Raw genomic sequence first — 20,609 nt, forward strand, 5'->3', positions numbered from 1 at the left:
TCATCACCCGGATAAACGAAAAAAGGCCGCTTCACGGATGGTGAAGCGGCCTTCTTTTCGAGCGCGCAGCGGTTATGGCAGCAAAACCGTCGACCCCGTCGTCCTGCGCGCTTCCAGATCCGCATGCGCCTTGCCCACATCGGCGAGCGCGCAGCGCTGGTTGATGCTCGTCTTGACCTTGCCCGACGCAATCACGTCGAACAGCTCGCCTGCCATCGTGTCGTAATCGCTGCGCTTGCCGATGTACGTGAAGAGCGTGGGCCGCGTGAAGAACAGCGAGCCGCGCCCCGCGAATTCCGACGAATCGATCGGCGGCAGCGGGCCCGACGCATTGCCGAAGCTCACGAACATGCCGAGCGGCGCGAGGCAATCGAGCGAGGCCGTAAACGTATCCTTGCCGATCGAGTCGTACACGACAGGCACGCCCGCGCCGTTCGTGATCTCGCGCACGCGCTTCGTGAAGTTCTCGCGCGTATAGACGATGGGATGATCGCAGCCGTGGGCCTTCGCGATGTCAGCCTTCTCGTCGGAACCAACCGTGCCGATCACCGTCGCGCCCAGCGCCTTCGCCCACTGGCACACGAGCAGGCCGACGCCGCCCGCAGCGGCCTGGATCAGGATCGTGTCGCCTGCCTTCACCGGGTACGTGCGGCGCAACAGGTATTGCGCCGTCAGCCCTTGCAGCATCACCGATGCCGCGTCTTCGTAACCGATTGCATCCGGCAGCATCACGACCTGCGCGGCGGACAGCACGCGCTCCTGCGCATACGCGCCCGGCGGCCGCGCGACATACGCGACGCGATCGCCCGCCTTCAGGTCCGTCACGCCCGCGCCGACGGCGACCACCTCGCCCGCCGCCTCCATGCCGAGCCCGCCCGGCAACGGCAACGGATACAGGCCCGTGCGGAAATACACGTCGATATAGTTGAGGCCGACCGCATGCTGCCTGATGCGGATTTCGCCGTTGCCCGGCTCGCCCACCTCGACGTCGACCCACTTCATCACTTCGGGGCCGCCCGTCTTGTCGAATCGAATTGCCTTGACCATCTTCTCTCCAGATTCGTTCGTGATGCCTGCCTTGAATGAACGCGGACGACGCCGTCAGACCTGCTGCGAAAAACGCAGAGTCAGATCGTCGAGGATCATCCGCGCGGTCGAGATGTTCGTCGCGCACGGCACGTTGTGCACGTCGCACGCGCGCACGAGCGCGTTGATGTCCGGTTCGTGCGGCTGCGGCGTCATCGGGTCGCGCAGAAAGATCACCACGTCGACCCGTCCTTCGGCGAGTTGTGCGCCGATCTGCAGATCGCCGCCGTTCGGCCCGGAGAGCATCCGCTCCACCTTCAGACCATGCGCATCGGCGATGCGCGAGCCCGTCGTGCCCGTAGCGATCAGCTCGCAGCGCGCGAGCGTGTCGACGTATTCGCCCGCCAGCCTGACGATGTCGTCCTTCTTGTGATCGTGCGCGATCAGCGCGACGCGTGTTGTCATGTCGTTGCTCCTCTTGCGTTGTCGTTATGGTCGTTATCGTGGTTGTTGTCGTTGCGTTTGCGATCGCTCGCGCGGCTCGCTCAGAACGTGCCGGGATAAGCGCCGCCATCGAGCAGCCAGTTCTGTCCCGTGATGTAGCCCGCGTGAACGCTGCACAGGAACGCGCACGCGCGGCCGAATTCGTCGGGCGTGCCGAAGCGGCGCGCGGGAATCGTCGCCATGCGCTGCTCGCGTGCTTCGTCGACGGAAATGTTCTGTGATTTCGCCGACGCCTCGAACGTCACGGCGATGCGGTCCGTATCGAACAGGCCCGGCAGCAGGTTGTTGATCGTCACGCCGTGCGGCGCGACCTTGCGCGCGACGCCTGCGACGAAACCCGTCAGGCCCGAACGCGCGCCGTTCGACAGGCCGAGCACGTCGATGGGCGCCTTCACCGACGAGCTCGTGATGTTGACGACGCGGCCAAAGCCGCGCGAGATCATGCCGTCTATGGTCGCGCGGATCAACTCGATCGGCGTGAGCATGTTGCCTTCGAGTGCGCGAATCCAGTCGTCGTGAGTGAAGTTGCGGAAGTCGCCGGGCGGCGGACCGCCCGCGTTGTTGACGAGGATGTCCGGCTGCGGGCACGCGGCAAGCGCCGCGGCGCGGCCTTCGGGCGTGGTGATGTCGCACGCCACGGCCTTCACGTCGACGCCCGTCTTCGCGCGGATATCGGCCGCCGTCGCTTCGAGCGTTTGCGCAGTGCGCGCGACGATCGTCACGTTCACACCCTCCGCCGCCAGCGCCTCGGCGCAGCCGCGTCCCAGTCCCTTGCTCGCTGCGCAAACCAGCGCGCTCTTTCCTGCGATTCCCAGATCCATGTGCTTTTTCCTTTTGTCATGCGCGCGACGCGTGTGGACGCGTCGCGCTCGCGGTCGGTCAACTGTCCCCCGATTCTAGAAGAATCGACGCAGCGCTGCCGGGCGTCGCTTCCGTCCTGCTTCCATCCTGCTTCGATTCCTTTCCACAATCTCCAGTCTCTTTGCGCCACCCTTCCGGTAAACTCGCAGCCATGGCGCGCGTCCGCCGCCCCCGTCGCCCTCCATCGTCCTCCGTCGGTCGATACGGGGCCGCGAAATCGGGGCCGCGAAACGCCGCGCCGCTCCAACGACCGCACAGCCCATTTACCGCCGCGAGGCGCCACGTCATGACTCAGGACAGCCGTTTTCCCAATCTCTTCATCCTCGATCACCCGCTGATCCAGCACAAGCTGTCGCACATGCGCGACCGCGACACGTCCACACGGACGTTCCGCGAACTGCTGCGCGAGATCACGCTGCTGATGGGTTATGAAATCACCCGCAACCTGCCGATGACGACCCGCCGCGTGAGCACGCCGCTCGTCGACATCGACGCGCCCGTGATCGCCGGCAAGAAGCTCGCGATCGTGCCCGTGCTGCGCGCGGGCGTCGGCATGTCGGACGGGCTGCTCGAGCTGATTCCGTCGGCGCGCGTCGGCCATATCGGCGTGTATCGCGACGAAGCTCACCGTCCCGTCGAGTATCTGGTGCGCTTGCCCGATCTCGAAGACCGCATCTTCATCCTGTGCGATCCGATGGTCGCGACGGGCTACTCGGCCGTGCACGCAATCGACGTGCTGAAGCGCCGCGGCGTCGCGGGCGAGAGCATCTCGTTCCTCGCGCTCGTCGCCGCGCCGGAAGGCGTCGAGGTGTTCCAGAACGCGCACCCGGACGTGAAGCTGTACGTCGCGTCGCTCGATTCGCACCTGAACGAGCATGCGTACATCATTCCCGGTCTCGGCGACGCGGGCGACCGGCTGTTCGGCACAAAGAACTGACGAAAGACACTGACATAGCGGCTGAGAACGGCCACTGACGAAAGTGGCTGAAGAAATCGGCTGAAAGCGCGCCGACAGACAGCGCCTCCCGGGGTGGCACGGCAACGACAGTCTCGTGCCGCCCCGCGCGAATCCGCTTACCGCCCCTTCAGAGGCGGGCCCCCGGCATGATAAAATCGCACTCTGTCCACTGAACGGGCAGCTCACCCTGCTGGCATCGCTTTGCGGCATTCCCACCCCGGTTTGCGCCTTCACCGGCTACTGTACTGACGACGCCAACTGCGGCGCTTTGGCCGCTTCCGTCGATCCCGCGACGCTTTCACGGCGCCATTCCGGCGCGTTCCAGGGTGCGACGGGACTGACATCGAGGCGCGAGCGCGAATCCGCACCGCCGCCCGAAATCGCAACGACTATTGCACTATGCGTGCGCCCCGCTGGCGCGCGCGACGGAGAAACGTATGGCGGGTCATTCGAAATGGGCCAACATCAAGCATAAGAAAGCAGCGGCCGATGCCAAGAAAGGCAAGATCTGGACGCGGCTCATCAAGGAAATCCAGGTCGCGGCCCGCATGGGCGGCGGCGACATCGACTCGAACCCGCGTCTGCGGCTCGCCGTCGACAAGGCATACGACGCCAACATGCCGAAGGACAACGTCAACCGCGCGATCCAGCGCGGCGTGGGCGGCGTCGATGGCGCGAGCTACGAGGAAATCCGCTACGAAGGCTACGGCATCGGCGGCGCGGCCATCATCGTCGACACGATGACGGACAACCGCACCCGCACCGTCGCGGAAGTGCGCCACGCGTTCTCGAAGTTCGGCGGCAACATGGGCACGGACGGCTCGGTATCGTTCATGTTCGATCACGTCGGCCAGTTCCTGTTCGCGCCCGGCACGCCCGAAGACAAGCTGATGGAAGCCGCGCTTGAAGCGGGCGCCGACGACGTCGTCACGAACGACGACGGCAGCATCGAAGTGATCTGCCCGCCGAACGATTTCCCGAAGGTCAAGACCGCGCTCGAAGCCGCCGGCTTCAAGGCGGAACTCGCGGAAGTGACGATGAAGGCGCAGACGGAAGTCGAGTTCACGGGCGACGACGCCGTCAAGATGCAAAAACTGCTCGACGCGCTGGAAAATCTGGACGACGTGCAGGAAGTCTATACAAACGCGGCAATCGCCGACGAGTGAGGCCGACGGTGAGCGCGCCGCCCCCATCCGGGCCGTTGCGGCGCTCCCCGCTCCACTCGCGTTGCACGGGTGCGACACGGCGCGCGCACCGGCCGCACGGCATCCAGGCGATTTCCGCCACATTGCCCCGCTCCGTTGCCTGCATCACAGGCGTGGCGTTCGCGTTGTGCGAAGGTAGAGGCAGATATCCACGGCTCGCGCCGCCGCGCGGGCCGTTCATGGTTTTAAGTATTCGGGGAATCACATGAAGTTACTCGTCGTCGGTTCCGGCGGTCGCGAACATGCGCTCGCATGGAAGCTCGCGCAGTCGCCGCGCGTCCAGCTCGTCTACGTCGCGCCCGGCAACGGCGGCACCGCGCAGGACGACCGTCTGCGCAATGTCGGCATCACCGACCCGAACGCGCTCGCCGACTTCGTCGAGCAAGAGCAGATCGCGTTCACGCTGGTCGGTCCGGAGCAGCCGCTCGCGGCGGGCATCGTCAACATCTTCCGCGCGCGCGGCCTGAAGATCTTCGGCCCGACGCGCGAGGCCGCGCAGCTCGAAAGCTCGAAGGACTTCGCGAAGGCGTTCATGAAGCGCCATGCGATTCCGACGGCCGAATACGAAACCTTCTCGGACGTCGCAGCCGCGCACGCATACATCGACGCCAAGGGCGCGCCCATCGTCATCAAGGCCGACGGCCTCGCGGCCGGCAAGGGCGTGGTCGTCGCGCAGACGCTGGAAGAAGCGCACGCTGCCGTCGACATGATGCTGTCGGACAACAAGCTCGGCGATGCGGGCGCGCGCGTCGTGATCGAAGAGTTCCTCGCCGGCGAGGAAGCGAGCTTCATCGTGATGGTCGACGGCAAGCACGTGCTGCCGCTCGCGTCGAGCCAGGATCACAAGCGCCTGCTCGACGGCGATCAGGGCCCGAACACGGGCGGCATGGGCGCCTACTCGCCCGCCCCCATCGTCACGCCGCAAATGCACGCACGCGTGATGCGAGAGATCATCCTGCCGACCGTGCGCGGCATGGAGCAGGAAGGCATCCGCTTCACGGGCTTCCTGTACGCCGGCCTGATGATCGACGCGCAAGGCAACCCGAAGACGCTCGAATTCAACTGCCGGATGGGCGACCCGGAAACGCAGCCGATCATGGCGCGCCTGAAGGGCGACTTCTCGAAGGTCGTCGAAGCCGCGATCGCGGGCACGCTCGATACGGTGGAACTCGAATGGGATCGCCGCACCGCGCTGGGCGTCGTGCTGGCCGCGCACAACTATCCGGACGCGCCGCGCAAGGGCGATTTCATCAGCGGCATTCCGCCCGAAACCGCCGACGCCGTCACGTTCCACGCTGGCACGACGCTCGCGGACGGCAAGCTGACGACGTCGGGCGGGCGCGTGCTGTGCGTCGTGGGTCTCGCGGATTCGGTGCGCAGCGCGCAGTCGGTCACGTACGAAGCGATCAACCACATCTCGTTCGACGGTATGCAATATCGCCGCGATATCGGTTATCGCGCGGCCAGCCGCAAGCACAGCTGAGCATGCCTGTCCGGCGGGCACGCGCTTCAACCGGCGCGGCAGTCCGCCCTGCACGGCTCTGCGGGGCCGTTCGATCCTGATTGGCTTCGGGCCGGTTCTGGCCGGTTCTAGCCGGTCTGGCCGCTTCTGGCCCTTTCCGGGTCGTCCGTCCGCGCCGGCGCTACACTTGAAGATGGCAGCGGCATCTGTAAGCGACAACGGGCTGTGCCCGACCCGCCCCGGCGACTGCCGGGGCGCCCGCCGCTGACGGCCTCTGAAGGCCTGATGAAGGCCCAATGCAGTCCTGGTGCAGTCCCCTTGAATCTCGACCGCGCCAACGTTTCGACGTGCCGCGCCCCAACCATATGACCGATTCGATTCACGACGCCAACGATGCCCACGCCGTTCGGGCCTGGATGCAAGGTTTGCAGACGAAGATCGCCGACACGCTCGGCGCATTCGACGGCACGCCGCTCGCCACCGACAGCTGGCAGCGCGCGCCCGGCGACAAGCTGCGCGGCGGCGGATGCACGCGAATCCTCGAAGGCGGCCAGTTCTTCGAGCGGGCGGGCATCGGCTTTTCGGACGTGCAAGGCGACGCGCTGCCGGGCTCGGCCAGCGCGCTGCGTCCGCAGCTGACGGGACGCGGCTTCGAAGCGATGGGCGTCTCGATGGTGCTTCATCCGCGCAACCCGTACTGCCCGACGGTGCACATGAACGTTCGGCTGCTGGTTGCGACCAAGGCCGGCGAAGCGCCCGTGTTCTGGTTCGGCGGCGGCATGGACCTCACGCCCTATTACGGCTTCGAGGAAGACGCACGGCATTTTCACCGCGTGTGCCGCGACGCGCTGCAGCCGTACGGCGACGACCTGTACCCGCGCTTCAAGCGCTGGTGCGACGACTACTTCTTCCTGAAGCATCGCAACGAGCCGCGCGGCATCGGCGGGATTTTCTTCGACGACTACGCGGAGCCCGGCTTCGAGCAGTCGTTCGCAATGGTGAAGAGCGTCGGCGACGCGTTTCTGAACGCGTATATGCCCATCATCGAAAAACGCCGCGACATCGCATATGGCGAAGCCGAGCGCGATTTTCAGGCCTACCGGCGCGGCCGCTACGTCGAATTCAACCTCGTGTTCGATCGTGGCACGCTGTTCGGGCTGCAAAGCGGCGGCCGCACCGAGTCGATCCTGATGTCGATGCCGCCCGTCGTGAACTGGCGCTACAACTGGCAGCCCGAGCCGGGCACGCCGGAAGCGCGCCTGTACAGCGACTTTCTCGTGGCCCGCGAGTGGGTCTGACGGGCGCCGCCTCGTTACCCGTACGTCACCCGCTCCAACCGACAGGCAAAGGAACCGCAACTGAATCCGACCGCTCAACACGCCACCTCGCGAGGGGCGCTGCGCCGCCGCATCGGGATACTCGGCGGCACGTTCGATCCGATCCACGACGCCCATCTCGCGCTCGCGCGACGTTTCGCCGATGTGCTGAAGCTGACCGACCTCGTGCTGATGCCCGCTGGGCAGCCTTGGCAGAAAGCGGACGTGTCGGCGGCCGAACATCGGCTCGCGATGACGCGCGCCGCGGCTTCGTCGCTGACGCTGCCGGGCGTCTCCATCAGCGTCGCAACGGATGAAATCCAGCACGACGGCCCCACGTATACGGTCGATACGCTGCAGCGCTGGCGGGAACGCGAAGGCGCCGGTGCGTCGATCGCGCTGCTGGTCGGCGCGGATCAACTGGTGCGGCTCGATACGTGGCACGACTGGCAGCGCCTGTTCGACTATGCGCATATCGCAGCCGCGACGCGCCCCGGCTTCGACGTGACGGCCGTGCCGCCCGCCGTCGCCGCGACGATCGCGCAGCGCGCCGCCAGCGCGGACGTTCTGCAGACGACGCCGTCCGGTCATCTGCTGATCGACACGTCGCTGGCCTTCGATGTGTCGGCGACCGACATCCGCGAGCACCTGCGCGCATCGCTCGAAAACCACGCGGACGGCGCCGCAGGCGCCACGAACGGCACCGCACTGTCCGCGCAGAGTCATGTCCCCGCCGCGGTGTGGGACTATATTGTTCAACATCATCTGTACCACCGGTAAACCATGGATATACGCAAGCTGCAACGCGCGATCGTCGACGGACTCGAAGACGTGAAGGCGCAAGACATTCGGGTGTTCAACACCAGCCACCTGACAGAACTGTTCGACCGCGTGATCGTCGCGAGCGGCACGTCGAACCGGCAAACCAAGGCCCTCGCCTCCAGCGTGCGCGAGAAAGTGAAGGAAGCGGGCGGAGACATCGTCAGCACCGAAGGCGAAGACATCGGCGAATGGGTGCTGGTCGATTGCGGCGATGCCGTCGTGCACATCCTGCAACCGGCGCTGCGCCAGTACTACAACCTCGAAGAGATCTGGGGCGACAAGCCGGTGCGCGTGAAGCTGTCCGCGCCGAATCCGTTCGGCGGCGCCCGTCCGTCCGAACCGATCGACGATGAAGACGAAGAAGAAGCACCCGTCGCGCGCCCCGCACGCAAGGCGTCCGCACGCCGCCGCTCGTGAGCGCGGCGCCGGTGCCGTTCGAGCCGTGGACCACGCTCCCGTCCACGCACTCATCTGATCGGGCGCAATCCCGACGATGAAACTGCATATCCTCGCTGTCGGCCACAAGATGCCCGACTGGATCGCGACGGGCTTCGACGAGTACGCGAAGCGCATGCCGCCTGAGCTGCGCATCGAACTGCGTGAGATCAAGCCCGAGCAACGCTCGTCGGGACGCTCCGCCGAGAGCGTGATGGCTGCCGAGCGGCAGAAGATCGAAGCCGCGCTGCCGAAGAACGCGCGCATCGTCGCGCTCGACGAACGCGGCAAGGACTGGACCACGATGCAGCTCGCGAACGCGCTGCCCGCATGGCAGCAGGACGGACGCGACGTCGCGTTTCTGATCGGCGGCGCCGACGGGCTCGACCCGGAACTGAAGGCGCGCGCCGACATGATGCTGCGCGTGTCGAGCCTCACGCTGCCGCACGCGATGGTCCGCGTGCTGCTTGCCGAACAGTTGTATCGCGCGTGGACCATCACGCAGAATCATCCGTATCATCGGGCCTGAACCTCGGGTCTGAACATGTCGGCCATCTTCCGGCCGCGCATCATCGGGCGCAACCTGGCCGAACGGCCAGGTGCGCGGCGCCCGCGTCGTCTGTTACGCTCACCACCTGTCGTCCGCTCGGCATTGCCGTAGCCGCCCCCTTCTCTTTCCGTTGAATACCGATCCATGTCCACTCCGTCCGCTGCTGCCTGGCCGTTCGTCTACCTCGCGTCGCAAAGCCCGCGCCGTCACGAATTGCTGACCCAACTCGGCGTGCGCTTCGAACTGCTGCTGCCGCGTCCCGATGAAGATGCAGAAGCGCTCGAAGTCGAACTGCCCGACGAGCGCGCGCACGACTATGTGATGCGCGTGTGCATCGCGAAGGCGCAGGCGGCGCGCGCGCGGCTGGTGGCAGGAGGCCATGCGAATGCGCCCGTCCTCGTTGCCGATACAACCGTCACGATCGACGATGCGATTCTCGGCAAGCCCGTCGATGCCGACGACGCCGTCGCGATGCTCACGCGTCTTGCCGGCCGCGATCATGAGGTGCTGACATCCGTTGCCGTCGTCGACGCGCAGGGCGAATTGCTGACGCCCGCGCTGTCGGTTTCGCGCGTGCGATTTGCTGCGGTGCAAAGCGATGCGCTGCGGCGCTATGCGGCCAGCGGCGAGCCGCTCGGCAAAGCAGGCGCGTATGGCATTCAGGGACGCGCGGCGGAGTTCATCGAGCATATCGACGGGTCCTATTCAGGTATCATGGGTTTGCCATTGTTTGAAACCGCTGCCCTTCTGCGCGCGGCCCGCATCAACTTCTAACAACACCATGAACGAAGAAATCCTGATTAACGTCACGCCACAGGAGACGCGCGTCGCGTTGGTCCAGCAGGGTGCAGTGCAGGAGCTTCATGTCGAACGCACGCTGTCGCGCGGGCGGGTCGGCAACGTCTATCTCGGCAAGGTCGTGCGCGTGCTGCCGGGCATGCAGTCGGCGTTTATCGATATCGGTCTGGAGCGTGCTGCCTTCCTGCACGTCGCCGATATCTGGCATCCGCGGCTCGCGGGCGAAACGCAGCAACCGGTGCCGCATCAGCCGATCGAGAAGATCGTCTTCGAAGGGCAGACGCTGATGGTCCAGGTCGTCAAGGACCCGATCGGCACGAAGGGCGCGCGGCTTTCCACGCAGGTGAGCATCGCGGGGCGCACGCTCGTCTATCTGCCGCAGGAGCCGCATATCGGCATCTCGCAGAAGATCGAGAGCGAAGCCGAGCGCGAGGCCGTGCGTGCGCGGCTCACGTCGGTGCTGCCCGTCGACGAGAAAGGCGGCTACATCGTGCGCACCATCGCCGAAGACGCGACGAGCGAAGAGCTGGCCGCCGACGTCGCGTATCTGCGCAAGACGTGGGCGACGATACTCTCGCAAGCGCAGCGCATGCCGGCCACGAGCCTGCTCTATCAGGACCTGAATCTCGCGCAGCGCGTGCTGCGCGACTTCGTCAACGACGAGACCACGCGCATTCAGGTGGACTCGCGCGAGACGTATCAGATGCTCGCGGAGTTCGCGGCCGAGTTCACGCCGGCCGTGTCGTCGAAGCTGCACCACTACACGGGCGAGCGCCCGCTTTTCGATCTCTACAACATCGAGACGGAAATCCAGCGCGCGCTGTCGCGACGCGTCGATCTGAAGTCGGGCGGCTATCTCGTGATCGACCAGACGGAAGCGATGACAACCATCGACGTCAACACGGGCGGCTACGTCGGCGCGCGCAATTTCGACGACACCATCTTCAAGACCAACCTCGAAGCGGCGCATACGATCGCGCGTCAACTACGGCTGCGCAACCTGGGCGGCGTGATCATCATCGACTTCATCGATATGGAAAACGTCGAGCATCGCGACCAGGTGCTCAACGAACTGAAGAAGGCGCTCGCGCGCGACCGCACGCGTGTGACGGTCAACGGGTTCTCGCAGCTCGGGCTCGTCGAGATGACGAGAAAGCGCACGCGCGAATCGCTCGCGCACGTTCTGTGCGAACCTTGTCCTGTCTGCCAGGGCAAGGGCCAGGTGAAGACCGCGCGCACCGTCTGTTACGACGTGCTGCGCGAAATCCTGCGCGAGTCGCGACAGTTCAATCCGCGGGAGTTTCGCGTGGTGGCGTCGCAGCAGGTCATCGATCTGTTCCTCGAGGAAGAATCCCAGCATCTGGCGATGCTGATCGATTTCATCGGCAAGCCGGTGTCGTTGCAGGTCGAGTCGAATTTGAGCCAGGAGCAATACGACATCGTGCTGATGTAATCGCATCGCCCTTCCGTGGCACAGCAATTGCGGTGACGCACTACACACCACGCGCGGGAGGCGATACGCACACAGAACGACTCGAATACACCGACGACCCGGAGCCCTTGCCAGAAGTCCGCTACGACAGGCTTTGCGGGGCACCGCCCGGCAACACCCCGACGCTGCCGAAACGCTCGGCAGCCGGCAATTTCGCGTTCGGCATCGCCTGGCTGTTCGGCCTCGAAGCGCTCTTCTCCGACGATGAAACCCGCTCCGCCGATCGGCGTCGCATCGACGGACGATATTGAATTTCAATGGATTCCGTGCAGGCGTTACAAAGATTGATCGGGGACGGCGTCGAGGGAAGCGTGAACAGGGATCGGCCGCTCTGTTCTAACAAATCAACTAGACTTCCCGTATGCAGTTGCAATAGACGGAGGCTTCCATGGCTGAATCAATGGTAAGCATCGTGGTCGGCATCGTCGTGCTGGCCGTCATCGCGACGCTGCTATCGCATCAGTGGCGGCGCGATCACCCTCCGCGCGACAGGATGTTGGGCCGCTTCGACGGACATCGCTGGTGGGAACGCATGCGGCATCGGCACTGATCCCGCTGTCGCTGAACATCATGCCGCGCCATTCGCGCTGAACCATTCGACATCACCGCGCCGCGCACCGCGGCGCATGACACGCGGCGCAGCGTCAGTCTCGCCCGTTACCCACAGGCCGATCGACGCGCCCGCCCTGCACGGAGGCAATCATGTCCGACGACGCCGTAATCCTGCGTTGGCAGACGGTCGAATACGAAGGCTTTGAGATTCACGCCGCGCCGTCCCCGAAGGATGGCAGCGAACGCTACACGTACATCGGCTACGTGTGCCACCCCGGCGCGGACCCAAAATTGCCCGGCCACACGGTGCCGTTTCACGCGGATGGCGAAGAGTCGTTCAAGACGCTCGACGATGCGATGTATGAGGCTGTGCACGTCGGCAAGAGCATCGTCGAAGGGACGCATCCGGATCTTTCGGTGTTGTCGCTGGTGACGAGCGGCGTGTGAGCGCCTTGCCAACGAGGCACACGTAACCGGAGGGAGCGCGATGACTGCGTGCTACGCATAGGCGCATACGCGCATGTGTGCATTCGCTCAGCGCGACGCGATCGCAGCGTCAGCTGATCATCGCGTCGACTTTCACTTCATCCCGCGAAGCCGCCGCACGAGTTGCAGCATGCGTCGGCTTGCGTTTTCCGGCGCGAACGAAGCCACTTTCCTGTTGGCGTTTTCGATCTGCACCCGGCGCGCGGCGCCGTCAGTCAGCAGGCGTTCGATCGCCGACGCCATCGCTCCGACATCGCCTGGCGGCACGAGCAGGCCCGCGTTGCCGCCGTCTAAAAGATCGCGCGGCCCCGTCGGACAATCGGCGGAAATGACGGGCGTGCCGATCGCCATCGCTTCGCCCAGCACCATCGGGCACCCTTCGTAGCGGCTGCTCAGGACCAGCATCTCCGCGTGTCGTATGTACGGGAACGGATTCGCGCGAAACCCAAGGAACTGCACGCGAGCGCCAATGCCCAGTTCGGCCGCGAGCTGCTCCAGCTTCGCGCGGTCGCGGCCTTCGCCGATCAGCACGAGATCGATCGGCGTCGTAGCGCGGCGGCAGACTTCGGCGAACGCGCGCAGCAGCGTCGAGTTATCCTTTTGCCCTTCATCGAGCCTCGCCACCGACACGATGTACGGATTCGCCGGATAGTCGACGCTCGCTGTCGCGTCGCGCCGGATTCGCGCGATGTCGATCACGTTGGGCAGCTCGACGAGGTTCAGCCGGTCGCTGCCGAAGAGCGACTCGGCTTCACGCGCCATGGCCGGCGTGATCATGGCGACGGCGGCATAGCGCCGGTACTGGTTCATCCGTCGCGCGAGAAAGCGCGCGCCGCGGTTGCCGATGCGAGTCGCGAGACTGAAGTGGCTCACGCCGACCACGGGCACTTCGCAGCGGCCGGCCAGATGGCGCAGCGAAAAGTCGTAGTCGCAGACGATGTCGAAGCTTCGCGCGATACGCGTGAAGCGGCGTGCGGCCAGCGGCCTGACGACGCCATACGTCAGCAGCTTGTGATAGAGCTTCTTCGCGCCCTTCAGCTTGCGCTTGCGCGCGATCAGATGCGTGCCGTGCATCCAGCCCGGCTCCGCGAGCACATAGACGGGGACATCGGCGGGAATCGAATGAGATTGCCAGAACGCGAGATCGTCGGTCGGATACGCAACCGAGACGGCCGGCGCGAAATGCCGTCGGTCCAACGCATTGAGCCACGCGAGCAACGACGTTTCCGTACCGCCTTTGCCGAAGTCGTTGATGTGGAACAGGATGCGCAACGGCGCGCCGTCGGCTTCCCGCCCTTGCGCGTGGAGGGCCGCAACGGGTTGGTGGGATTCACGGCGCAGCGTCATGGCATCACCTTGCGTGTCTCGCGGCTGTGCTCGCCGATTCCCAGCAGCAGACCGGAGAAAGACCAGAAAGCGAGAATCGTCGTTTGCCACATGAAGTCATCCGTCACGTTCTTCGCGAGCATGCCTGCGACGAGCGCAATGCCCGCTGCGCTGACGAGCGGCTCGACATGGCGCAGGCTCCAGAAGCGCGCGACGAGCGCGAGCAGCAGCACGGACTGCAGCGCGACGCCGATGAACCCCGTCTGGAGCCACGTGTTGATGAACAGATTGTGCGCATGCGTGAGCGCCAGGGGCTCGACCGCGAGCAGGCTCGCGGGCATCTGCTCCTTATAGGCGATGCCAGGCAGCGGCTTGCCGAAGCCGATACCCGTCCACGTGTGCTCCGCGCCCACGCGCTCGTAGAACGCCCACAGCTTGGGACGCGTATCGTTCGACACCGTGTCGCCGATGCCCACCAGCGCGGGCGGCAGGTAGATCTGATGTCCGCCGATGTGGAAGTCGCCTTGCGCCGGACGCGGCGCCGCGTCGCCGTAGCGCAGCCGCGCGCTGAGTTCGAGGCTTCCGAGCGCCGCGGCGGCCACGAGGAGGCACACCACGCCCGCGATCAACATCCGCTTGCGGTAGAACGGATACAGCGCGATCAGCAGGGTGATCGCCGCGGCCGGCCAGAAGAAGCGGTTGAGCGTGGCGAGCCCGACGAACAGGCAGAGGATGAGCCCTGTCATCCCGACTGTCCGCCAGCGCGCGCGCAGCATCACGCCGGAGAAGAGCGGCATCGCGAAGACGGCCAGCGTGCTCGTATGGCCGACGCGGTTGTAGTAGTGGAGCAGGAACGTATCGGCCGTGGGCGGTTGCAGGTGACCCCAGTTGACGATGCTCGTGAAAGCCAGCAACGCGGCGGCAATCCACGTGACGGCGACGAAGGACGTCGGCCGCTGTGTGCGGCTGCCGACGACCCAGAAGCCGAAAAAGGCGACGAACGGATAGAGAATCTCGTCGAACCACTGATGCAGGCTGACGGGCTGCGCGCGCGACCACGCGACGGCGGCCAGCGCCCATGCGGCCCACGCGCAGATCGGCAGGACGAGTGGCCAGCGGCGCAGCGCCGTCGCATCCGATGCGCACGCGGCGCACAGCGTACCGATGGCCAGCAGCGCGAGCCCGTTATAGACGATCGCGGTCATGTGTCCGAACATGACCGCAAACAGGATGATCGGGCAGGCAACCCAAAGCACGCGCTCTCCGCGCGCCGCCAAGTTTTTCATGAGACTCCCAGTGCATCGCTCAACGCCCGGCAGACGGAATCGACCGTCAGGCGGCCCATGCACGCAGCGTGATCGCCGCGCCAGTCGACGCAAGTCTCGGCGTTGCGGTCGCAACGGCGGACCCACGGCACCTCGCGGCGAAAAATAAACGGCTCGTTACGGCACGGCATATCGGCGATCGTGACGGGCACGAACCGCACGTCGCTCCAGTATTGGCCGGCGCCGTGAATCAGTGCATTGCCGGGACCGAAGAGCGCAATCGTCGGCACGCCGACGAGGCGCCCGAGATGCGCGACGCCCGTGTCGGGACACACCACCGCACGCGCGCCGGCAAACAGATGCCATAGCTCGCCGAGCCCGAGGCGCCCCGCCAGATTCGGATGCCCGGGATCGGGATCGATGCGACGAATCAGATCGGTTTCGCCGGGGCCGCCACTCCATACGGGCAAGTATCCGAGGCGGGCAACGTATTGCGCGACTTCGCGCCAACGCGCGTCCGGCCAGCGCTTGACGGCCGTGCTCGCGCCCGGATGCAGCACGACGTACGGCCGTTGCGTCAGCCGTTCGTCCAACGCGGCTGAAGCGGCGGGCGCGGGCCAATCCTGCGTCCGGTAGTGACGCGGCGGCTCGCCTTCTATCAGCTCCGTCGCGAGATCGGCCCAGGCGGCCGGCTTCGACGGATACGGAATGTGCTCGTCGACGGGCCAGTTCTTCCATGCGGGCACATCGGCTGCATGCGCAACGATCCAGCGGCAGCCCGCGCCGAGCGCAAGCCAGCTGTGCCGGTTGTCGCCGGCGACGATGCCCAGATCGTACGGGCCCGAGCGCAACACGCCCCGCACCGTCGACAGATCGCGCGGATCGAACGGCAACGCCGTGACGTCGAACGGCCGCGCGGCATACAGCGGCACGATCGGCTTAGGGCACGCGAGCACGATGTCAGCCTGCGGATACTGCGTGCGCAGCTTCGCCAGCAACGGTGTGAGCAGCAGCGTATCGCCGAGCAGCAGATGGTGGGCAATCAGAATGCGCGCGGGTGCGGCGGGCCTGCGGCGCAATGGCTTGAGCGCGAGTCGCGGAATAGCGCGCGCAAAGATTCGGATACGTCCGGACAGTCGACTCATTGGGTGATCGCCGCGTTGGCCCTCTCCAGCGATTCCCGTCCGCTGCTCACCTTGGTGGCAGCAGGCCGCTCTTTTCTCATACAAAACATTTTCCGACGGTGTCATCTCTGATGCCCGCTGATACGTGAGCGCAACGCCTATCGCAAAAAAAGCGCGCAATGACTTCCGTTGCCCGTCACCCGAAATACGCGATCGTTCGACGAATAATCTGCATCAGAAGCGCCTGATTTTACCATGTGGCCCCCCAATGACAGTCCCGCAAACGGCTAACGGGTGCGGCTCACGCGCTGCGCCAGCTTCAAAAGCGTCGCGACGTGGGCCGCCACGCTCGTGTCGTAGAGCACGGAGCCGGCGGGAACGCGCGGGCCAGCAGCAGCATGCGCTTGCGCCGACGACGTCTTCACCGCGCGCTCGATCGCCGCCCGCAATGCGGCCACGTCGCCGTGCGCGAAAACGAACCTGGCCTGCTCGGCAATCGCCGAACAGCAGCCGATCGTCGACGGGAAGATCACGGGCGTGCCGCACATCACCGACTCGACGCCCACCAGTCCGAAAGGCTCGTATTCCGATGCGAGGATCGTGAAGTCCGCGGCACGGTAGCAGTCTTCGATTTCACGCACGTAGCCGATATGGCGGATGCGCTCTGCCGGCTTGTCGAGCGGCCGGCCCGCGACGGCGACGACCACACGCGGATCGATGTCGCGCAGCGCGGCTGCGATCAGCGGCAAGCCCTTGCGCCGATGGCTGCTCGACGGAAACAGCAGCACGATTTCATCGTCGGCGAAGCCGTAACGCTTGCGCAGCGCGGAGCGCGTCGCGGCGTCGACAGGCGTGAAGCGCGCTCCGTCGACGGGCGGATAGAGGACTTCAATCTTCGCTTCGTCGACGCCGTACAGTTCGATCAGCTCATCGCGCATCAGATCGGAATGCGCGACGATCACCGCCGAGCGTTCGTACTGGCGCTTTTCGAGTTCGATCTGCCGCCCGTCGGAACGCTTCGCCGGGCGGCGCGTCGCACGCAGAAAGCCGATGTGCGTGCCGCCGCAGATCGCGATATCCGACGAATCGACGCGGTTGCAGCCGATCAGCACGTCGACGCGCGCGGCGCGGCGCGCCCTGCGCAGACGGGCCGAAAACCACACATCGCGCCATTTGCCCGGCAGGAGCGACACGGCGATTCGATGGCGCTCGACGAGGCCGCTCTCCGGCACCGTCATGTCGAAGCGCCGCGCGAAGAACGCAGGCTCGATGCCGACGCCGGCGAATCCACGCACGAGGTCCATCGCATAGCGCTCGAGGCCGCCGCTGTACTTGAGCGCGTTGGCGGAGATTCCGATTTTTAGCATTGAAGGGGCTTTGCCGGAGCGTCGATCGAACGGGCATGAACGCCGCGCGTGCGGTGTGAAGTCGGCACGGCGGCAGCGGGCGCGGGCGGGACGATCCGCGCCGCGCGATCAGCGATGCGCGTGCGCATCCGCTCACGCCGCATGCTGCTGAAACTGGATCCGATGCAGATGCGCGTAGAGCCCGTTTTGCGCGAGCAGTTCGCGATGACTGCCGCGCTCGACGATGCGCCCCGCGTCGAGCACGAGAATGCGGTCCGCGCGTTCGATGGTCGACAGGCGGTGCGCGATCACGAGCGTCGTGCGGCCCTTCATCAGCGTTTCGAGCGCGGCCTGCACATGGCGCTCGGATTCGGAATCGAGCGCCGAGGTGGCTTCGTCGAGAATCAGGATGGGCGCGTCCTTGTACACGGCGCGCGCGATCGCAAGCCGCTGGCGCTGGCCGCCCGACAGCATCATGCCGTTGTCGCCGATCAGCGTGTCGATGCCGTTCGGCATCGCGGCCACCGTGTCCCACAGATTGGCCGCGTGCAACGCCGCTTTCACGCGCTCGGCGTCGGCCGTCTGGCCATACGCGACGTTGTTCGCGATCGTGTCGTTGAAGAGCACGACGTCCTGGCTCACCATCGCGATCTGGCCGCGCAGTTCGTGAAGGCCGTACTCGGGCAGCGCGACGCCGTCGACGAGAATCGCGCCGCCGCTCGGATCGAAGAAGCGCGGCAGCAGGTTCACGAGCGTCGTCTTGCCGCTGCCCGACGGACCGGCCAGCGCGACCATCTCGCCCGGCGCGACCTTGAACGACACGCTGTCGAGCGTCTGCCGCTGCATCGGGCCGCTCGCGCCGTACATGAACGACACGTCGCGGAATTCGACCTCGCCGTTCGAGCGCTCCAGCTTGCGCCCGCCGCCCGCCGGCTCCGACGGCTCGTCGATCAGCCCGAAGATCAGCTCGGCCGCCGTCATGCCGCGTTGCAGCGGCTGGTTCACGTCCATCAGGTGCTTGAGGGGCGAAATGATCAGCAGCATCGACGTGACGAACGCGACGAAGCCGCCAACCGTCGTCTGATCGTGCGACGACTGCACGACGGCAATCGTGATCACGACCGCGAGCGCGATCGATGCGAGAAACTGCGTGAGCGGCTGCGCGAGACCTCCCGACACCGTCATGCGCATCGAGTAGCCGCGCAGGCGCTTGCTCATCTGCGTGAAGCGGTCGATTTCGTACTGCTCGCCGTTGTGGACCTTGACGACCTTGTAGCCGCCCACCGTCTCCTCGACGATGTATGACAGCTCGTTCGTGAGCGTCTGATGCTCGCGGTTGAGCCGTCGCAGACGCCGGTTGATCTTGCCCACGAGCCAGCCGATGCCCGGCAGCAGCACGGCGACGATCAGCGTCAGACGCCAGTTCAGATAGAACAGATAGCCGAGCAGGAACACGACCGTCAGCGAATCGCGCACGAGCGTGACCATCACGCCCGTCAGCACGTTCAGGATCTGGTTGACTTCGAAGACGATCGCGTTGATCACCGTGCTCGCCGTCTCGCGCTGGAAGAACGCGACGCTGCCGTGGATCATGCGGTTGAACATCGTGAGCCGCAGATCGAGCAGAATCCGGTTCGACACATACGACAGCAGATAGCCCGACGCGTACTGCGCGACCCCGCGCACGAGCGCGAGGCCGATCACGGCGAGCGGCACGTACCATTTCGCGCTGTCGCTGCTGTGCGTGCCGAAGCCATGGTCGAGCAACGGCTTGAGCAGCGCGGGAATGCCGGCCTCTGTGGCGGCAACGGCGCCCATCGTCACGATTGCAGCGATGACGGTCCAGATGAGCGGCTTCACATACGGCCACAGACGGCGCAGCACGACGACTGTCGACGACACTTCACCCGAGCCGATGGGCTTGCTTAACGTTGGCTTGGCGCTCAAGAGATCCTCTGGAAATGCGGACGCGCTTCGCGGCGTCCCGCAGCGTCCATCAACCGCCCCTCGGGCGGATTTGCAAATGCGACATTGTAAACCGTCCGGGTTGCTATCCCGGGTCGGCCGAATGTCCGGTAAAAGTCCGCATTGGCGGATTGGCCCGGCGGACGGTTTCGCGACTCGTCGTGCTTGAGGCGGGTCTTTTCGGGCACGCGGCCGGTGCCGTGCGCCGTGCTGTGTATACTTGCGCAACTTTCGCCGGGCTCCGGCGGCGCTTACCAGCAGACCGCGTGCGCCGTGCGCCCTCCCTCCCGCTTTCGACTCGCATGACACAACCCACGCTCGGCGTCGCCATCATCACGAAGAATGCCGCGCGCAGGCTCGACGAATGCCTGCGGGCCGTCGCGTTCGCCGACGAGATCGTCGTCGTCGACAGCGGCAGCACCGACGGCACCGTCGAGATCGCCCGCGCGCATCGCGCCCGCGTGCTCACGCACGCCGACTGGCCGGGTTTCGGCCCGCAGAAGAACCGCGCCGTCGACGCGCTCGACACGACGTGGGTCCTGTCGATCGACGCCGACGAAATCGTGACACCCGAACTGGCCGTCTCTATCGCAAGCGCACTCGCCGCGCCCGCCGCCGATGTCTACACGGTCGACCGGCTGTCGGCGTTTTGCGGCCACTGGGTGCGCCACAGCGGCTGGTATCCGGACTGGATTCCGCGCCTCTTCAAACGCGGCGCCGCGCGCTTCTCCGATGATCTCGTGCACGAGCGGCTCGTCTTCGAGACGCCCGCGAAGCGCCTCGAAGGCAAGCTGATGCATCACTCGTACGAAGACTTCGAGACGGTGTTGCGCAAGCTCGACGCGTATTCGACGCTGGGCGCGCAACAGCGTCATGCAGACGGCCAGCGCGGCAGCTTCGGCAAGGCCGTCGCGAGAGGCGCGTGGGCGTTCGTGCGCACATACCTGCTGCGGCGCGGGTTTCTCGATGGGCGCGCGGGCTTCATGATCGCAATGTTCAATGCGGAAACCGTGTACTACCGGTTCGTGAAGCTCGCGCAGTTGGGGCGCAAGGACGCTTCGGGCACGTGAACGAAACCGAGGCCCGCTCGCGCGAGCCTCTCTCTTGCTCGATCAC

21 protein-coding genes are annotated in these 20,609 nt (G+C 65.6%); 13 read left to right on the top strand and 8 right to left on the bottom strand.

Features of this window, described 5'->3' with window-relative positions; all coding sequences use genetic code 11:
• Positions 1-72: 72 nt before the first annotated feature.
• The 3 genes from AB4Y32_RS03845 to AB4Y32_RS03855 form a co-directional block, all read right to left on the bottom strand.
• Positions 73-1,047, bottom strand: coding sequence for a quinone oxidoreductase (locus AB4Y32_RS03845; RefSeq protein ID WP_368720066.1), 975 nt, complete (start codon positions 1,045-1,047; stop codon positions 73-75).
• A gap of 54 nt (positions 1,048-1,101) precedes the next feature.
• Positions 1,102-1,491 (bottom strand): methylglyoxal synthase, encoded by a 390-nt coding sequence (locus tag AB4Y32_RS03850; RefSeq protein WP_152762372.1) that lies wholly within the window; start codon positions 1,489-1,491, stop codon positions 1,102-1,104.
• A gap of 80 nt (positions 1,492-1,571) precedes the next feature.
• Entirely contained in the window at positions 1,572-2,351 is a 780-nt protein-coding gene (locus AB4Y32_RS03855; protein ID WP_368720067.1) for an SDR family oxidoreductase, read from the bottom strand.
• 326 nt (positions 2,352-2,677) lie between these two features.
• Here AB4Y32_RS03855 and upp point away from each other — a divergent pair, with 326 nt between their 5' ends.
• The 12 genes from upp (at position 2,678) to AB4Y32_RS03915 (ending at position 12,428) form a co-directional block, all read left to right on the top strand.
• A complete protein-coding gene (gene upp, locus AB4Y32_RS03860; RefSeq protein WP_368720068.1) occupies positions 2,678-3,328 on the top strand; it encodes a uracil phosphoribosyltransferase in 651 nt (216 codons plus the stop codon).
• Positions 3,329-3,786: 458 nt separating this feature from the next.
• Positions 3,787-4,515 carry a YebC/PmpR family DNA-binding transcriptional regulator gene (locus AB4Y32_RS03865; RefSeq protein WP_368720069.1) on the top strand — a complete coding sequence of 243 codons (729 nt, stop codon included), beginning with the start codon at positions 3,787-3,789 and terminating at the stop codon, positions 4,513-4,515.
• Positions 4,516-4,759: 244 nt separating this feature from the next.
• Positions 4,760-6,037: a phosphoribosylamine--glycine ligase gene (gene purD, locus AB4Y32_RS03870; protein WP_368720070.1), complete on the top strand. Its 1,278-nt coding sequence runs from the start codon at positions 4,760-4,762 to the stop codon at positions 6,035-6,037.
• Between the two features lie 344 nt (positions 6,038-6,381).
• A complete protein-coding gene (hemF, locus tag AB4Y32_RS03875) occupies positions 6,382-7,314 on the top strand; it encodes an oxygen-dependent coproporphyrinogen oxidase (RefSeq protein WP_368720071.1) in 933 nt (310 codons plus the stop codon).
• 60 nt (positions 7,315-7,374) lie between these two features.
• On the top strand, positions 7,375-8,112 hold the full coding sequence (locus AB4Y32_RS03880; protein WP_368720537.1) for a nicotinate-nucleotide adenylyltransferase: 738 nt from the start codon (positions 7,375-7,377) through the stop codon (positions 8,110-8,112).
• 3 nt (positions 8,113-8,115) lie between these two features.
• A complete protein-coding gene (gene rsfS, locus AB4Y32_RS03885; RefSeq protein WP_342936359.1) occupies positions 8,116-8,571 on the top strand; it encodes a ribosome silencing factor in 456 nt (151 codons plus the stop codon).
• 76 nt (positions 8,572-8,647) lie between these two features.
• Entirely contained in the window at positions 8,648-9,118 is a 471-nt protein-coding gene (rlmH, locus tag AB4Y32_RS03890) for a 23S rRNA (pseudouridine(1915)-N(3))-methyltransferase RlmH (RefSeq protein WP_087734532.1), read from the top strand.
• A 165-nt stretch (positions 9,119-9,283) separates the two neighbouring features.
• Complete coding sequence (locus AB4Y32_RS03895; RefSeq protein ID WP_368720072.1) at positions 9,284-9,913, top strand: nucleoside triphosphate pyrophosphatase; 630 nt, start codon at positions 9,284-9,286, stop codon at positions 9,911-9,913.
• Positions 9,914-9,920: 7 nt separating this feature from the next.
• The gene (rng, locus tag AB4Y32_RS03900; RefSeq protein ID WP_368720073.1) at positions 9,921-11,390 is read left to right on the top strand and encodes a ribonuclease G; all 1,470 of its coding nucleotides are present in this window, start codon (positions 9,921-9,923) and stop codon (positions 11,388-11,390) included.
• Positions 11,391-11,422: 32 nt separating this feature from the next.
• The gene (locus AB4Y32_RS03905; RefSeq protein WP_368720074.1) at positions 11,423-11,680 is read left to right on the top strand and encodes a hypothetical protein; all 258 of its coding nucleotides are present in this window, start codon (positions 11,423-11,425) and stop codon (positions 11,678-11,680) included.
• A gap of 137 nt (positions 11,681-11,817) precedes the next feature.
• Positions 11,818-11,979, top strand: a complete 162-nt coding sequence (locus tag AB4Y32_RS03910; RefSeq protein WP_342943089.1) for a hypothetical protein — start codon at positions 11,818-11,820, stop codon at positions 11,977-11,979.
• A 152-nt stretch (positions 11,980-12,131) separates the two neighbouring features.
• Positions 12,132-12,428 carry a hypothetical protein gene (locus AB4Y32_RS03915; RefSeq protein ID WP_368720075.1) on the top strand — a complete coding sequence of 99 codons (297 nt, stop codon included), beginning with the start codon at positions 12,132-12,134 and terminating at the stop codon, positions 12,426-12,428.
• A gap of 132 nt (positions 12,429-12,560) precedes the next feature.
• Here the strand turns inward: AB4Y32_RS03915 and AB4Y32_RS03920 are convergent, their stop codons facing one another.
• The 5 genes from AB4Y32_RS03920 to msbA all read right to left on the bottom strand — a co-directional run bounded on the left by AB4Y32_RS03920 (position 12,561) and on the right by msbA (position 19,475).
• Positions 12,561-13,814, bottom strand: a complete 1,254-nt coding sequence (locus AB4Y32_RS03920) for a glycosyltransferase (RefSeq protein WP_368720076.1) — start codon at positions 13,812-13,814, stop codon at positions 12,561-12,563.
• A complete protein-coding gene (locus AB4Y32_RS03925) occupies positions 13,811-15,079 on the bottom strand; it encodes an O-antigen ligase family protein (protein ID WP_368720077.1) in 1,269 nt (422 codons plus the stop codon). Before AB4Y32_RS03925 ends, AB4Y32_RS03920 begins: the two co-directional genes overlap by 4 nt.
• Positions 15,076-16,203, bottom strand: coding sequence for a glycosyltransferase family 9 protein (locus AB4Y32_RS03930; protein ID WP_368720078.1), 1,128 nt, complete (start codon positions 16,201-16,203; stop codon positions 15,076-15,078). The genes AB4Y32_RS03925 and AB4Y32_RS03930 overlap by 4 nt, the downstream gene beginning before the upstream one ends.
• A 266-nt stretch (positions 16,204-16,469) precedes the next feature.
• Complete coding sequence (locus AB4Y32_RS03935) at positions 16,470-17,549, bottom strand: glycosyltransferase family 4 protein (protein WP_368720079.1); 1,080 nt, start codon at positions 17,547-17,549, stop codon at positions 16,470-16,472.
• A 132-nt stretch (positions 17,550-17,681) separates the two neighbouring features.
• Entirely contained in the window at positions 17,682-19,475 is a 1,794-nt protein-coding gene (msbA, locus tag AB4Y32_RS03940; RefSeq protein WP_368720080.1) for a lipid A export permease/ATP-binding protein MsbA, read from the bottom strand.
• 320 nt (positions 19,476-19,795) lie between these two features.
• Here msbA and AB4Y32_RS03945 point away from each other — a divergent pair, with 320 nt between their 5' ends.
• Positions 19,796-20,563 (top strand): glycosyltransferase family 2 protein, encoded by a 768-nt coding sequence (locus AB4Y32_RS03945; protein WP_368720081.1) that lies wholly within the window; start codon positions 19,796-19,798, stop codon positions 20,561-20,563.
• Positions 20,564-20,609 lie beyond the last annotated feature (46 nt).

Origin of the sequence: Paraburkholderia phymatum, from assembly GCF_040965635.1 — a bacterium.
GTDB classification, from domain to species: Bacteria; Pseudomonadota; Gammaproteobacteria; order Burkholderiales; family Burkholderiaceae; genus Paraburkholderia; species Paraburkholderia phymatum_B.

What these genes read in the sequence shown, in the direction of transcription:
- AB4Y32_RS03845 (WP_368720066.1), bottom strand. Translation starts at nt 1,047, where the DNA reads ATGGTCAAGGCAATTCGATTCGACAAGACGGGCGGCCCCGAAGTGATG.
- AB4Y32_RS03850 (WP_152762372.1), bottom strand. Translation starts at nt 1,491, where the DNA reads ATGACAACACGCGTCGCGCTGATCGCGCACGATCACAAGAAGGACGAC.
- AB4Y32_RS03855 (WP_368720067.1), bottom strand. Translation starts at nt 2,351, where the DNA reads ATGGATCTGGGAATCGCAGGAAAGAGCGCGCTGGTTTGCGCAGCGAGC.
- upp (WP_368720068.1), top strand. Translation starts at nt 2,678, where the DNA reads ATGACTCAGGACAGCCGTTTTCCCAATCTCTTCATCCTCGATCACCCG.
- AB4Y32_RS03865 (WP_368720069.1), top strand. Translation starts at nt 3,787, where the DNA reads ATGGCGGGTCATTCGAAATGGGCCAACATCAAGCATAAGAAAGCAGCG.
- purD (WP_368720070.1), top strand. Translation starts at nt 4,760, where the DNA reads ATGAAGTTACTCGTCGTCGGTTCCGGCGGTCGCGAACATGCGCTCGCA.
- hemF (WP_368720071.1), top strand. Translation starts at nt 6,382, where the DNA reads ATGACCGATTCGATTCACGACGCCAACGATGCCCACGCCGTTCGGGCC.
- rsfS (WP_342936359.1), top strand. Translation starts at nt 8,116, where the DNA reads ATGGATATACGCAAGCTGCAACGCGCGATCGTCGACGGACTCGAAGAC.
- rlmH (WP_087734532.1), top strand. Translation starts at nt 8,648, where the DNA reads ATGAAACTGCATATCCTCGCTGTCGGCCACAAGATGCCCGACTGGATC.
- AB4Y32_RS03895 (WP_368720072.1), top strand. Translation starts at nt 9,284, where the DNA reads ATGTCCACTCCGTCCGCTGCTGCCTGGCCGTTCGTCTACCTCGCGTCG.
- rng (WP_368720073.1), top strand. Translation starts at nt 9,921, where the DNA reads ATGAACGAAGAAATCCTGATTAACGTCACGCCACAGGAGACGCGCGTC.
- AB4Y32_RS03910 (WP_342943089.1), top strand. Translation starts at nt 11,818, where the DNA reads ATGGCTGAATCAATGGTAAGCATCGTGGTCGGCATCGTCGTGCTGGCC.
- AB4Y32_RS03915 (WP_368720075.1), top strand. Translation starts at nt 12,132, where the DNA reads ATGTCCGACGACGCCGTAATCCTGCGTTGGCAGACGGTCGAATACGAA.
- AB4Y32_RS03920 (WP_368720076.1), bottom strand. Translation starts at nt 13,814, where the DNA reads ATGACGCTGCGCCGTGAATCCCACCAACCCGTTGCGGCCCTCCACGCG.
- AB4Y32_RS03925 (WP_368720077.1), bottom strand. Translation starts at nt 15,079, where the DNA reads ATGAAAAACTTGGCGGCGCGCGGAGAGCGCGTGCTTTGGGTTGCCTGC.
- AB4Y32_RS03930 (WP_368720078.1), bottom strand. Translation starts at nt 16,203, where the DNA reads ATGAGTCGACTGTCCGGACGTATCCGAATCTTTGCGCGCGCTATTCCG.
- AB4Y32_RS03935 (WP_368720079.1), bottom strand. Translation starts at nt 17,549, where the DNA reads ATGCTAAAAATCGGAATCTCCGCCAACGCGCTCAAGTACAGCGGCGGC.
- AB4Y32_RS03945 (WP_368720081.1), top strand. Translation starts at nt 19,796, where the DNA reads ATGACACAACCCACGCTCGGCGTCGCCATCATCACGAAGAATGCCGCG.